The organism is Acidihalobacter yilgarnensis, from assembly GCF_001753245.1.
GTDB lineage: Bacteria > Pseudomonadota > Gammaproteobacteria > DSM-5130 > Acidihalobacteraceae > Acidihalobacter > Acidihalobacter yilgarnensis.
In genome coordinates this window covers 597593-610843 of sequence record NZ_CP017415.1, presented here as the reverse complement: position 1 = coordinate 610843, position 13251 = coordinate 597593, and the positions used below count along the sequence as shown (strand labels likewise).

Below are 13251 nucleotides of genomic sequence, written 5' to 3'. Positions count from 1 at the left end.
CCCTCATGGTGCATATCGGGCCCGGCTACCCATATTTGAAGCATTGGCATCACATTGCCGCACGCGAAATCGCATCATGCCGACCCGCCGCAGTCAGATTTACAACGCGTACGTTGAATACTCACAACAATTGATCGAGACAAAGAATCGCATACAAATTTGCCAGCAATTCCGGATATGGCTGATCGAACACGACGCCTGCAATACTCGCCTTGCCTTGCTGTGTAATTCGAACGATTTTTCCGATCATCGCCTGCATGCCATGCGGCCCCGGCAATGTCAGTTCCAGCCCGACCGGCGTACCTGAATCATGCCCTTCCACCGACTGTTCCCTGCACGCAATCTTCGCGCCCTGCTCGGAAATGTCCAGCAATAACACGGTTTCCTTTTGACCCGCATCGTTAGTCAGCGTACACGGCAGGCGGCAGGCCAAGCGCTTGTGCTGTCTGACACTCACTTGCTTGATCGCATCCGGATACTGCATGAACAGCAATGGCTCTGGTATTGAAATTGCGTGAACCACAGAGCTCAAGAACCCATACGCAACGCCATCGACCAAAAAACGCACGACGACCTTATCGCCCACCCTCGGCGGGATTGTCGGTGCGCCAGACGCCTTGTCCCTGGCAGTCCTGAATATTAAATACTCATCGGACACACAGCCCAGCACGCTCGCCTCAAAACGTGTCGTGTAAGGCGGAATCTGAACAAAAACCTTCAACCCTCCCATCAAAACAGCAGCGATATTTTCGGTAGTTGATTCTTCCGACCATTTTTTTATTTCAGCAACATCCTGTTGTTGATTCACACCTAGATTCTCGCTCGTTACGCGACTGCCGATAGTTCGCCGCCGCTTCATTAAAATAAAATTTTTACAGACCACAGCCCACGCTGTGGTCCAAATAGATACCACAAGTTCACTTCGATTAGATTTCTGATATCGGCAAGAGTCCGCAGGACTCATCCACCCGCCCCATCGACATACTTGTCACCTGGACGACCGCTTAACGCGCAAACCATAGCAAATCACATGCCATGGCAATAGCCGAAAGCGGTTATAGGCCACCGTCAGGACATCATGGATATCGGTCTTAACACCAGCCTCTACACATTGGTGTCGGAAATACTTACAGATCCCAAACACACAGAATCACAACATAATGTTTTATATGGAAAATAAATATCGGCATGGTAATTGCTTTGGTCGTCAGACTTCGAAAAAAAGCCTCTCAATCTGGAACACTGGAGAAAAAATGAAATACGCAAAATCCCTGACCCTTAGTTTGCTGGCAGCGATAACGCTAAGCTTCTCGGCCGTCGCCGACGCAACACTAATCAGTAGTTCCACGATTGTCGGTTCGACATACTCATTTACCACCTCCAGTACCGGCAACACCGTGATCAACGCGTCAGCGGGCACTTATACCGACCCAGGCAACCCAGGATTCTGTGTTGGATCCACTATTACAGCGCCCAATTGCGCCTACAATTCAGGGGTGTCGGGCGGCTTTTCATTCGCCAACGTATCTCCGACACTGGACACGATTACATTTTCTTTTTACGGATCAACCGCTGGTGCCGGACCAGGTTCATTCTCGATCGACCTGAGTAATTTTAATTTTGTGTCACCCATCCAAAGCGTTGCTTACGCGTCCGGCAGCTTGGGCGGAGCAGCTAGTACAGGCACCTGGAACGGCAGCCAAGCTCTGTTCAACTTCTCGACCACACAGGACTACAATGCCTTGGGCGGCAACTTCGTTACATTTAACGTCACCCATACTGTACCTGTCCCAGAACCCGCCAGCCTTGGCATGTTCGGCATTGGCCTACTGGGCGTGTCCTATTTGGCACGTCGCCGCAAGGCCCGCAAGGCGAGCTAATAGATTAAGGCCGTAGGCGGCGCTCTTAGAGGGAGGGGCGCCGCCGATTTCCTGTGCGGCCATGAATATCAATCCAGGTCGGTCATCGACAATTCAGTACCTCGGCGAAATCGTCGGCATCGAATATTGAGTTGTTACAAGTCACGCCCACGAAAACCATTCTAGAAACATGGTTTTGGCCATCCGCCAGGCCGCGATTAGAACTCCGGATTTCACACTGATAAACCTTATCAGAACGAATACTGCACGGTTTCTGGACGCCCTCCCGTCATTCGAAGGCGATCAACCAGCAGCGGTGAGTTTCCCTCTCCTGGCACGAATCATACGGAACATTTATCGCCACAAAATACGTCATTCAGCGAAAAGCTCCTCCTGTATGTTCCGCCACTCAAACCCGCTCCCAGCACAACACCCGGTTGTTCGCCGGCATCTCAATATCCTCCAGCAACCGTAAACCGGCGGCGATGGCCAGCGCGTCCACGGCCTCGAAGTCGCGTACACCGCTCTGCGGATCACGGCCCTTGAGCCAGACATCGAAGCGGGCATTGCTCTCGCTGGTGAATTGCCCACCGTAATTGAAGGGGCCGTAGAGCGCGAAGCGGCCGCCGGGCGCAAGCACTTCGCCAACGCCGGCAATAAAGTCACCAACGGCAGGCCAGGACATGATGTGGGCGGTGTTGGCCGAATAGACATAATCGGCAGCCTCGATCGGCCAGGGGCGCTGCCTCACATCCAGGACAACGGGTTCGAGCAGATTGTCGAGACCGGCCGCGTCACGCCAGGCACGGATACCGGGGAGGTTTTCGGCGACGTCGCTGGGCTGCCAGGCTAGATGTGGCAGATCGGTGGAGAAATACACGGCGTGCTGACCCGTGCCGCTACCGATTTCGAGCAGGCGGCCAGAAGCCGCGAATAGACGCCTCAAGACGGCGAGGATCGGCATCCGGTTCTGTTCACTGGATTCGGAGTAAGGTTTGTGATTGGACATAGGCAGATTCCTAGCAAGGGTGCGCGCGAGGGTGACAACGAGGCGCAAGCGTAACATCCGTACGCCGGAAACAAGCGCGCGGCGGCGCCCACCAGGACACCGCCGCGCGGTTTACAGACCTGCAACCGGATTAATGGGCCGGCGGCAGGATGATGGCGGTGAACAAGCTCTGATTGCCCTGGCGTACGCGTACCGCGATGGAGTGCCCGGCCGGTAGACTATCGACCAGATGGCGCAGCTGTTCGGGTGTGTCGATCGGATGCCCAGCGAGGTCCAGAATCGCCATGCCGGGTGTGATGCCTGCCTCGGCGGCCGGCCCTTCACCGACGCCGATGACCAACACGCCATGATCGACGCCGAGATGCTTTTTCTCCTTCGACGTCAGTGATTGGACCTGGATATGCAGCCGCGAGATGTTGCCGCCCGCGGTCGATCCGCTGCCGTCGCCATGCTGCGGCAACACACCCACGGTGGCATGCAGGGTCATCGGCTTGCCATCGCGCAGGATGCCGATATCGACTTGTGTGCCGGGCATGGTGTTACCCACCATCGGCGGCAGTTGACCGACGTTGTCGATCGGCTTGCCGTTGAAGGTCACGATGACGTCGCCGGGCTTGAGACCGGCCTTGGTCGCGGGGCTGTGATGCGAAATCGAGGCAACCAGCGCGCCCACCGGCTCTTTGAGGTTGAGGGCCTTCGCCATCTGCGTGCTCACATCCTGAACCTCGACACCCAGCCAGCCGAACTGCACCGGCTTATGTTGCTTGAAGTCGTCCACCACGTGCATCACGGCATCGATCGGGATGGAGAACGACAAGCCCATATAACCGCCACTACTGGTGTATATCTGGTCGTTGATGCCGACCACCTGACCGGACATGTTGAACAGCGGACCACCCGAGTTGCCGGGGTTGATGGGCACGTCACTCTGAATGAAAGGGATGTATTCGTCGTCGTGCGGCAGCGTGCGGTTAACCGCGCTGACCACGCCTTGGGTCACCGTGTTGAAAAAGCCGAACGGTGCGCCGACCGCGAGTAACCATTGCCCTACCTGGAGATTATCGGAGTTGCCAATGGGCGCGGTAGGCAGACCGTGCGCATCGATCTTGAGCAGCGCGGTATCGTAGCGCACCGACAGGCCGACTAGCTTAGCCGGATAAGTATGATGGTTGGTCAGGGTCACTATGATATGGCTGGCGCCGCGTACCACGTGCCCGGCGGTGACGATGTAACCATTGGGGCTGAGGATGAAGCCCGAGCCCAGATCGCTCACCTTCTCATGGTGCTGCCCGCCCGGCGCCATGAACTGCCGGAAGAACTGATGAAACGGCGAGTTCGGTGGGAACGGATCGCGCGGCCCTGCGTTGACCACCTTCGAGCTGGTGCTGCTGATATTGACCACGGTATCGCCGACGCGCTTGATGATGGGCGTCAAGTTCGGCAAATTGACCAACTGGCTCTGAGGTGAGGTGTTCGGATGGATAGGCAGATCGCGGGTACCCGCGTACACCCAACCGGTCGCGCCCACGCCAAGCCCGAAGATCACCGCCAATAATGCGGTGAACCACATACCCGGTGTCCGCCGTGACCGCAGCGATAGAGTTGTCCTTTTCATGATGTTTTTCTCCCTGTCTGGCAAACGCATGTCTGGCCGATGGACAGAAATCCGCTGCAGGGGTTCCAGAGCATCATCCCTCGCTGATTTGTCTGTAAATGCGGAAAAGTCAGATACCGCGCGGTCTGCCGGCGATTTCAGTCTGTGCCGACACCGCAAAGCTTTACCCGTTTTTACGCATCTGCCGCGCACGGCGGTATCCGCAAGGGGGATATCACGATGAACGAGGATGCCGAAGAAATCGCGATTTGCGGCCTCGACGGCGTGCTTGCCTTGGTCGAACATCGTTTGCATCACCTGCACAATGAGTCCGGCGAGCGTGACTGGGCGGCTTTCCACGCGGCCTGTATCGACGACATGCCCAATTTGCCACTGATTCACCGCCTCAACCAGGCCCGCGAGGCAGGCACGCCGGTAGTCCTGCTGAGCGGACGTAGCGCCGCCGTACGCGTGCAGACGAAGCAATGGCTGCACGACTGGCAGATCACACACGACGCCCTGTGGCTGCGCCCCGAGCACGATCGCCGCCCGGCACTGGCCTTCAAGACCGAAGTGATCGAGCGGCACTACGCCGGGCGGCGCATCCGCCGCGTCTACGAGTCGGCGCAACACTTGGATGTTGCGCGCGACTACACCGCGCGCGGCATCCCTTGCACGCTCTTCGGGCCAAACCAAGGCAATGGCGCCACCCGCGAGCAGTTCGAGCTCAAGACCGTCCGTCACGCCTGCGAGCACGTGACGCTCTACCCCTTCTACGGCGACGACGATTACACCTGGGCCGACCGCATTCAGCAGCTCACCGCCGGTGCCTGCCTGCTCTGCCAGGCGGAGGAAGCCGAAGCCGAACGCGCGCGACAGGCCGCCACCGCGCGCCTCGCCGCGCAGGCACGCGGGCTACCGCCGCTGGAGGGCTCCGAAAAACAGGTCGCCTGGGCCGAGGGCGTGCGCCTATCCGCCTTCGGCGGTATCGACAAGCTCACCGTCTGGGTCGCGCGCGTCGATGCCGAGGCCGAGCGCGAAGACCCAGACCACTGGCGCACAATCAAACAGGGTATCGCGCGGGCGACGGCCTACCTGGAGGCGCAGACCGAGGCGCGCTGGTGGATCGACCACCGCCACGGCATCAGTAACAGCCTCGACGGCGGCCGCGCGCTGGTCAACGCCGTCGCCGAGCAGGAAGGCTATTTCTAGGGTTTGCTCACCTGCGCCCTCAGGGCTTGATGAACAGCTTGCGCGGGAACGGCGCGAGCAGCTCGTGGCCGTCGGCGGTGACCACGAAGCTCTCGGAAATCTCCACGCCCCAGTCGTCCATCCAGATGCCAGGGATGAGATGGAAGGTCATGCCCGGTTCGAGCACGGAACGGTCGCCAGGACGCAGGCTCATGGTGTGCTCGCCCCAGTCGGGCGGGTAGTTCAAGCCCATGGAATAGCCAATGCGCGATTCCTTGACGATGCCGCGCGGCGCGGTCACCGAGCGCCAAGCCGCCTCGATGGCCTCGCAGGTGGCGCCCGGCTTGACCGCCTCCAGCGCGGCCTGCACGCCGTCGGCGACGATCATCGCCGCGTCCACCAGGCGCTTGGGCGGCGAGCCCATGTACACGGTGCGCGCCATCGGGCAATGGTAATGGTAACGCGCGGCGGCCAGCTCCAGGATGCACGCCTCGTCGCGTACGAAAGGCTTGTCGGTCCAGGTCAGGTGGGGACTGGAGGTGCCGCGCCCGGTAGGTAGCATAGGCGCGATGGCCGGATAGTCGCCGCCGTAGGCCTGGGTCCCGCGCATCTGTGCGCGATAGATTTCACCCACGGCGTCACACTGGCGAATGCCGGGCTCGATGTGCCCGAGCGCGACCTTCATCACGCGCTGCATAATCTGCCCGGCCTGGCGCATGTATTCGAGTTCTTGCGGCGATTTGATCGAGCGCAGGCCGGAGATCAGCCGGGTGACGTCGGTGAAGTTTGCGTGTGGCAGCTGGCGACGCAGCACTTCAAAGCCGCGTGCGGAGAAGTAGTAGCTGTCCATATCCAGGCCGATGCGGGCATTATCCAGCTCGCGCTCGCGCAGGATGTGCGCCACGAAATCCATCGGATGGCGATGGTCGTGATGCACGTAGCGATCCGAGTAGGCATAAATGTTGCCATCGTCGACGTAGGTCGTCTCGCGCGCACCGTTGAGGTCGATGCCGCGCCCGATCCACAGCGGCTCCGGCTCCGCCAGAGCCACCACAATGAGCTGCGGCACATAAAAGGACCAGCCATCGTAACCGGTCAGGTAATTCATGTTGGCCGGGTCGAAGACCAGCAGCACCTCGATGCCCTGCGCCTTCATCAGCGTCTTGGTGCGCAGCAGACGATCGGCGTATTCCAGCGGGCTGAAGGTCAGCGGCCAGGTACCGTTGTGGCGCGCGGGACAGCCGACCGGTGACACTGCACTGGCATGCTGGTAGGGGGTTTCACTCGTCATGCATTAGCCTCTCGATCTATCTTCCACCGGCCTCGGTGCCGGCCCCCTCTCCGCGTCGGGCCTCGCTTCAGCGCTTCAGTCCCCAATGCTCAGACCGTACCCCGCTTCGCGCGCACGCGCCAGTGCATATGCAGCGATCGCGGTATCCTGAGCACCAGTGCCGGTCAGATCGCAGAGCGTGATCGCTTCGTCACCGCCGCGGCCCGGCACCTGCCCGCAAAGCACCACGCCCAGCTCGGCAGGCGCGGTGTCAGCGGGCATGGCACCAGCCGCCACCGCCGGCCCCAGCTCGCCGAGGGCGAGGCTCTGGACAGCCACGTCGCAGACGAAGCAATCAGCCCGCGCGACGGCAGCGGGGGCGATTTCGTTCTTGTAGTACGCATCCGATCCCATCGCGGTCAGGTGCAAGCCCGGATGTAGCCATTCGACCTGCACGATCGGCGCGCGCGCGGGCGTGGTGGTGACGACGATCTCCGCCTCGCGCACCACGGCCTCGGCCGTATCGCGGGACTCGACCAAGATGCCAAGACGGCCGCTCATCTCGGCCGCATAAGCTCGCGCGGCCACACCATCGCGCGCCCACACCAGCACGCGTTCGAGCGGGCGCACCAGGGCAAGCGCCTCGATCTGTAGCCGCGCCTGCAGGCCACAGCCAAGCACGCCGGCAATGCGGGCGTCGGGACGCGCCAAGGTACGCGCCGCCAGTGCGCCGGCGGCGGCGGTACGCAGATCCGTGAGATAGCCGTTGTCCAGCAAGATCGCGGCCATGCGCCCGGTCTCGGCGTCGAGCACCGCCATGAAGCCGGACAGGCTGGGCAGGCCGCGTGCCGGGTTATCGAAAAAGCCTGAGGAAGCCTTGATCGCAAGCTGCGGCAGGCCGTCGATGTAGGCGGTCTTGATATCGACTTCAGCATTGCGCGGCGCGATCTCCAGCGCCAGCACCGGCGGCTGGATGGCTCGACCCTCGCCAAGGGCGCGAAACGCCTGCTCGGCGGCGCCGATCGCGGCCAGATTCAGGGGTACGAGTCGGCGCAACTCGCGCTCGGTCAGGATCAGTACACTCATGTCAGTCGTTCTCGCGCACGAGGCGGGTGAATGCGTCCATATCGACGTTGTTGCCGGTGATCAGAGCCGCCACGCGGCCACCGCCACCGGGTACTCCGCCGCGCGCGAGCAGTGCCGCGCCGACTGCCGCCGCGCCCTCGGTGACAAGGCGCTCGTGGCGGTAGAGCCCCCGCATGGCGGCGGCAATTTCCCCTTCCGACACTTGCACGACCTCGTCCACCAGCCCACGCACGAGAGCGAAGGTATGGCGATTGTCCAGGCCAATGCCGCCGCCGAGGCTATCGGCCAGGGTGCCCTCCTCGGCGACCTCGACCGGATACCCGGCACGCAGGCTCTCGATCATCGCCGCGCCGCGTTCCGGACTGACACCGACGATATGCACAGCGGGATTGATCGCCTTGACGATCAAGGCGACACCGGCGAGCAGTCCTCCGCCGGACAGCGGCACGATCACGGTGTCGAGATCCGGTGCGTCCTCCAGCAGCTCCAGGCCGATGGTCCCCTGCCCGGCGATCACCTCGGCGTGGTCGAAGGGCGGGATATAGCTGAAACCGTGCTCGGCCGCGAGGCGCAGCGCCTCGGCCACGGCGGCGTCCTGGTCATCGCCGGTACGCACGACCTCAGCACCCAGCTCCCGCACGGCCGCCGCTTTGTTTTCGGGCACAAGCCCGGACAGGCAGACGGTGCAGGCGACGCCCTCGGCGCGCGCCGCGTAGGCCAACGCGCGACCGTGGTTGCCGGTGGAAGCGGTGACCACACCGCGCGCGCAAACCTCGGGCGCCAACGCCAGCAAGGCATTGGTTGCCCCGCGCAACTTGAAGGCCCCGCTGAGCTGCAGCATCTCCAGCTTGAGCGACACCGTGTCAGCACCGCACGCGCGCGCCAGACGCGGCGAGGACAGCAGCGGCGTGCGCGCCACACGCCCGGCGATGCGGGCGCGGGCGCGGTAGACGTCGGCCGGAGTCGGCGTGCCTGCCTCAGCCGCCACTCAGCGCGCCCTGATTGCTCAGGTCGTCGGTCACGGCGGCCACGGCCTCGCGTGTGGTCTCGATGATGCGATCGGCCTCGGCATGGGTCAGCACCAGTGGCGGCGCGAAACCGAGGATGTCGCCATGCGGCATGGCGCGAGCGAGCACGCCGCGCGCACGGCAAGCCTCGTACACGTGCACACCGACCTTATACTTGGGCGCGAACGGCAGACGCGCCGCTGGGTCGCGTGCGAATTCGACCGCGGCCAGCATGCCGGCGCCACGGACCTCGCCAACGATGGGCGAATCCTTGAGTGCCTCGCGCAAACTGGAAAGCAGGTAGTCGCCGGTGGTGCGCGCCTTTTCGATCAAGCCTTCACGCTCGATGATGTCGAGATTGGCCAGCGCAGCCGCCGTGCCCAGCGGGTGGCCGGAATAGGTCCAGCCATGGCCCAGCGCGCCGAGACGGTCGGCGCCTTCCTCAAGTACCCGCCACACGCGGTCGCCGACCATCACCGCAGACAACGGCGCGTAGGCACTGGTCAGTCCCTTCGCCAGGGTCATCAGGTCGGGTTCGATGCCGTAACGATCGCAACCGAAGGGGGTGCCCAGGCGACCGAAACCGGTGATCACTTCGTCGGCGATGAGCAGGATGTCGTAGCGGTGCAACACCGCCTGGATCGCTTCCCAGTAACCCTCGGGCGGCGGAATGATGCCGCCGGTGCCGAGCACCGGCTCGCCGATAAAGGCCGCGACCGTGTCCGGGCCCTCCTCGAGAATCATGCGCTCCAACTCGTCAGCGCAGTACTGCGAGAACTCCAGCTCGCTCATGCCGGCGTCCTCGCGCCGGTAGTAGTGCGGCGTGAGCGTATGCCGAATCTGCGGCATCGGCAGATCAAAAGCCTGATGGAACACCGGCAGGCCGGTCAGGCTACCGGTCATCACACCGGAACCGTGGTAGGCGCGGTGGCGCGAGATGATCTTCTTCTTGGTGGTGCGGCCAAGGATGTTGTTGTAGTACCAGACCAGCTTGATCTGGGTCTCATTGGCATCCGAACCGGACAGGCCGTAATACACCCGGCTCATACCCGCAGGCGCCATGCGGATCAAGCGCTCGGACAACTCGATCAGCGGCTCGTTCGAGTAGCCGGCGTAGCTGTGATAATAGGCCAGTGCATGCGCCTGTCGCGAAATGGCATCGGCCACCTCGGTGCGGCCGTAACCGATGTTGACGCAGTACAGACCGGCGAAGCCGTCGAGAAATTCATTGCCGTGGGCGTCGCGGATGGTCGCGCCCTGGCCGCCGGTGATGATCTGCGGGCCGCCCGACAAGCCGTGGGCGTGAGCCTTGAGCTGAGTGGACGGATGCAACACGTAGGCGCGGTCGGCAGCTTCTAGCTCGGCCAGAGCGGCGCTGTCACGGGGAGTAGTGGCTTCCAGGGTCATGATGTCCTCCAGTGGGTACGTCTCACGCCGGCAGGGCGAGACAGGTGTATTTAATTTCGCTGTATTCGTCGAGGCCATGGCGCGAGCCTTCACGTCCCTGACCGGACTGTTTGACGCCACCGAAGGGGATCGGCGGGCCGGTCAATTTGGCGCAATTGATTGCCACCATGCCGTAATCAAGCGCTTCGCCGACGCGTGCGGCGCGGGCAAGACCATCCGTATAGCAGTACGCGACCAAGCCGTACTCGGTGTCGTTGGCCAGGCGGATCGCCTCGGCCTCATCGTCGAAGGGCATCACGGCGGCGACTGGCGAGAAGGTCTCTTCGCGGAACAAGGCCATTTCTGGCGTAACATCGGCGACCACGGTCGGCGCGTAGAAATTGCCGCCGAGCGCCTCGCCGCCAGCAAGTATGCGGGCGCCGAGGCGGCGCGCATCGGCGACGTGCGCCGCCGCCTTGGCCACCGCGCGTTCGTCGATCAGCGGGCCGATCTCGGTATCGCGATCCAGGCCGTGGCCGACACGCAGGCGCGATGCGGCCGCGGCGAAGCGTTCGAGAAAGCGCGCGTAGAGTGGCCGCTGCACGAGAATGCGATTGGCGGCTAGGCAGTCTTCGCCGGAGGTCTGGAACTTGGCCGCCATCGCGCCCGCGACCGCGGCATCAAGATCGACATCGTCGAATACGATAAACGGCGCATTGCCCCCAAGCTCCAGGGTCAGTCGCTTGACCGTGTCCGCCGACTGGCGAATCAGGGCCTTGCCGACCTCGGTGGAACCCGTGAAGCTCAGCCCCCGCACGCGCACGTCGCGCATCAGCTCGGCCGCAAGCGTGCGGCCGTCGCCGGTGACGACCTGGAAGACCCCGCCGGGAATGCCAGCCAGCTCGGCGAGACGCGCGAGCGCCAGGGCCGAAAACGGGGTCTCGCTCGCCGGTCGCACGATCATCGGGCAGCCGGCGGCAAGCGCGGCGGCAGCCTTGCGCGTCACCATCGCCGAAGGGAAATTCCAGGGTGTGATCGCGGCGGTAACGCCAATGGGCCGACGTACCGTGCTCAGGTGGCTCCCCGGCAGGTGGCTGGGAATGGTTTCGCCGTAGGCGCGCCGACCCTCCTCGGCGAACCAGCGCACGAAGCTGGCGGCGTAGTCGATCTCGCCGCGTGCCTCGGCCAGGGGTTTGCCTTCCTCCAACGTCATGATGCGCGCAAGATCCTCGCGATGACGGCGCATGCCCTCGTACCAGGCCAGCAGACGCTCGGCCCGCGCGTCCGGCGTCAACGCCGCCCAGGCCGGCAGCGCCTCGGACGCGGCATCGATGGCGCGACGCATCACTGCCGGACCGACTGCAGGCACATGACCCAAGGTTTCGCCGGTGGCAGGGTCGCTAACCGGAATACGTCCGCCCTCGGCGATCCATTCTCCCGCGACCCAATCCCGTTCACGCCAGAGATCGGGTTCAGCAAGGCCTGTGGCAAGGTCGCGACTGATGGCTTGTGCGGTCATATGGCGCCCTCCGGATGACGGTGTACGAATGCACGAAACGATACCGACGCTATGCCGGCACTCCTGCCATACAGTATGGCCGCGACCAGGCAACACCGTGGTCTTTAGCCCCGCGCTCTGGCGGAGAGTTCTCCCTGTAGTACCGCTTCAAATTGGACCGGTCGCCGACATGTAAGACCATAAAATCAGCACAAACAAGGCGCTGCGCCAGCGGTTACCGTCTGTCGCGCCCGCGACCGTGCAGCCCGCCACACGCACGGCGCTTGACTCGCCGGCAGCATCACGGTTTCTTGATGCCATCACACGGGAGAAAATCATGAACGGCAACAGCCGCGTACATTGCGATATCGACCTGGATGCTCCCGGCCTGCGTGCCGGCAATCTGCACCTACCCTTGTCTACCGACACCTCCGCCTGGGGACGCTTGCTCACACCGATCGTCGCGTGCGTCGGCGCGCCGGGGCCGACGCTGGTGCTCAGCGGCGCGAGCCATGGCGACGAATACGAAGGCCCGCTCGGCATCATGCGTCTGTTGCAGGGTCTGGCCGACGCACCGCTGCGCGGGCGTATTCTCGCCCTACCGGCGCTGTGCTACCCCGCGCTCAAGGCGGGCAAGCGACTGTCGCCGCTGGATGGCACCAATATGAATCGCAGCTTCCCCGGCCATGCAGACGGCGGCCCTACTGCAGCCATCGCGCACTGGATGCATTCGCAACTGCTACCGCTCGCCGACGCGGTGATCGACATCCACTCCGGGGGCAGTACCCTGCGCTTCGCCCCCAGCGCGGTCATCCATCACCTCTCGGATCCAACCCAGCGGGCGGCGACGCGTGCGCTTGCCGAGGCCTTCGCCGCTCCCTTCACCCAGGTACTGACTGAGCTGGATAGCGTTGGCGAGCTAGACAGCGCGGCCGAGGCTATGGGCCTGCCCTTCCTGTCGACCGAACTCGGCGGCGGCGGTGGTGTCACGCCCGCCACCGTGACCCTGGCTCACGAAGGCCTGCTGCGCTGTCTCGTCGCGCTCGGCATGATCGACGACGCCCCGCAGACACCAACGCCGACGCGCTTTCTGGAGGTGCCAGAGGACGGCTACGTGATGGCGCTGCGCGACGGACTCCTCGAACCGCTCGTCGAGGTCTGCGATACGGTCGAAGCGGGGCAGACCATCGCGCAGCTGTACGACATCGACACCCCGTTACAGGCGCCGCTGCCGCTGCACGCGCCGCGGGATGGTATCCTCGTGTGCCGGGCGGCGCGCGGCGGCGTGGCGCGCGGCGACACGCTGGCCGTGATCGGCCACGACGACAAGCGAAGACCATGAGTTTCATAC

Annotated in this window: 11 protein-coding genes; 3 read left to right on the top strand and 8 right to left on the bottom strand. The window is 63.1% G+C overall.

What is annotated here, in order from left to right:
• Positions 1 to 121: 121 nt before the first annotated feature.
• On the bottom strand, positions 122 to 808 hold the full coding sequence (locus tag BI364_RS17205) for a flagellar brake protein (RefSeq protein ID WP_197495813.1): 687 nt from the start codon (positions 806 to 808) through the stop codon (positions 122 to 124).
• 352 nt (positions 809 to 1160) lie between these two features.
• Between BI364_RS17205 and BI364_RS17200 the strand changes: the two genes are divergently transcribed.
• The gene (locus BI364_RS17200) at positions 1161 to 1880 is read left to right on the top strand and encodes a PEP-CTERM sorting domain-containing protein (RefSeq protein ID WP_083251120.1); all 720 of its coding nucleotides are present in this window, start codon (positions 1161 to 1163) and stop codon (positions 1878 to 1880) included.
• A gap of 388 nt (positions 1881 to 2268) precedes the next feature.
• Here the strand turns inward: BI364_RS17200 and BI364_RS02955 are convergent, their stop codons facing one another.
• Positions 2269 to 2868, bottom strand: coding sequence for a DUF938 domain-containing protein (locus BI364_RS02955; protein ID WP_070077487.1), 600 nt, complete (start codon positions 2866 to 2868; stop codon positions 2269 to 2271).
• A 130-nt stretch (positions 2869 to 2998) separates the two neighbouring features.
• On the bottom strand, positions 2999 to 4483 hold the full coding sequence (locus BI364_RS02950; protein WP_070079844.1) for a Do family serine endopeptidase: 1485 nt from the start codon (positions 4481 to 4483) through the stop codon (positions 2999 to 3001).
• A gap of 219 nt (positions 4484 to 4702) precedes the next feature.
• Here BI364_RS02950 and BI364_RS02945 point away from each other — a divergent pair, with 219 nt between their 5' ends.
• On the top strand, positions 4703 to 5674 hold the full coding sequence (locus tag BI364_RS02945; RefSeq protein WP_156782602.1) for a phosphatase domain-containing protein: 972 nt from the start codon (positions 4703 to 4705) through the stop codon (positions 5672 to 5674).
• 19 nt (positions 5675 to 5693) lie between these two features.
• Here the strand turns inward: BI364_RS02945 and BI364_RS02940 are convergent, their stop codons facing one another.
• The 5 genes from BI364_RS02940 to BI364_RS02920 form a co-directional block, all read right to left on the bottom strand.
• Positions 5694 to 6944 carry a M24 family metallopeptidase gene (locus BI364_RS02940; RefSeq protein WP_083251119.1) on the bottom strand — a complete coding sequence of 417 codons (1251 nt, stop codon included), beginning with the start codon at positions 6942 to 6944 and terminating at the stop codon, positions 5694 to 5696.
• A 75-nt stretch (positions 6945 to 7019) separates the two neighbouring features.
• A complete protein-coding gene (locus tag BI364_RS02935) occupies positions 7020 to 8009 on the bottom strand; it encodes a cyclodeaminase (RefSeq protein ID WP_070077485.1) in 990 nt (329 codons plus the stop codon).
• A gap of 1 nt (position 8010) precedes the next feature.
• Positions 8011 to 8997 carry a hydroxyectoine utilization dehydratase EutB gene (eutB, locus tag BI364_RS02930; protein WP_070077484.1) on the bottom strand — a complete coding sequence of 329 codons (987 nt, stop codon included), beginning with the start codon at positions 8995 to 8997 and terminating at the stop codon, positions 8011 to 8013.
• Positions 8987 to 10423 (bottom strand): aminotransferase, encoded by a 1437-nt coding sequence (locus tag BI364_RS02925; protein WP_070077483.1) that lies wholly within the window; start codon positions 10421 to 10423, stop codon positions 8987 to 8989. The genes eutB and BI364_RS02925 overlap by 11 nt, the downstream gene beginning before the upstream one ends.
• A 22-nt stretch (positions 10424 to 10445) precedes the next feature.
• The gene (locus BI364_RS02920) at positions 10446 to 11921 is read right to left on the bottom strand and encodes an NAD-dependent succinate-semialdehyde dehydrogenase (RefSeq protein WP_070077482.1); all 1476 of its coding nucleotides are present in this window, start codon (positions 11919 to 11921) and stop codon (positions 10446 to 10448) included.
• A 316-nt stretch (positions 11922 to 12237) separates the two neighbouring features.
• Here BI364_RS02920 and BI364_RS02915 point away from each other — a divergent pair, with 316 nt between their 5' ends.
• Complete coding sequence (locus BI364_RS02915; RefSeq protein WP_070077481.1) at positions 12238 to 13242, top strand: succinylglutamate desuccinylase/aspartoacylase domain-containing protein; 1005 nt, start codon at positions 12238 to 12240, stop codon at positions 13240 to 13242.
• Positions 13243 to 13251: the final 9 nt, after the last annotated feature.

Excerpts from the sequence above, each read along its gene's own strand:
- BI364_RS17200 (WP_083251120.1), top strand. The coding sequence starts at position 1,161 with ATGTTTTATATGGAAAATAAATATCGGCATGGTAATTGCTTTGGTCGT.
- BI364_RS02955 (WP_070077487.1), bottom strand. The coding sequence starts at position 2,868 with ATGTCCAATCACAAACCTTACTCCGAATCCAGTGAACAGAACCGGATG.
- BI364_RS02950 (WP_070079844.1), bottom strand. The coding sequence starts at position 4,483 with ATGAAAAGGACAACTCTATCGCTGCGGTCACGGCGGACACCGGGTATG.
- BI364_RS02945 (WP_156782602.1), top strand. The coding sequence starts at position 4,703 with ATGAACGAGGATGCCGAAGAAATCGCGATTTGCGGCCTCGACGGCGTG.
- BI364_RS02940 (WP_083251119.1), bottom strand. The coding sequence starts at position 6,944 with ATGACGAGTGAAACCCCCTACCAGCATGCCAGTGCAGTGTCACCGGTC.
- BI364_RS02935 (WP_070077485.1), bottom strand. The coding sequence starts at position 8,009 with ATGAGTGTACTGATCCTGACCGAGCGCGAGTTGCGCCGACTCGTACCC.
- BI364_RS02925 (WP_070077483.1), bottom strand. The coding sequence starts at position 10,423 with ATGACCCTGGAAGCCACTACTCCCCGTGACAGCGCCGCTCTGGCCGAG.
- BI364_RS02920 (WP_070077482.1), bottom strand. The coding sequence starts at position 11,921 with ATGACCGCACAAGCCATCAGTCGCGACCTTGCCACAGGCCTTGCTGAA.
- BI364_RS02915 (WP_070077481.1), top strand. The coding sequence starts at position 12,238 with ATGAACGGCAACAGCCGCGTACATTGCGATATCGACCTGGATGCTCCC.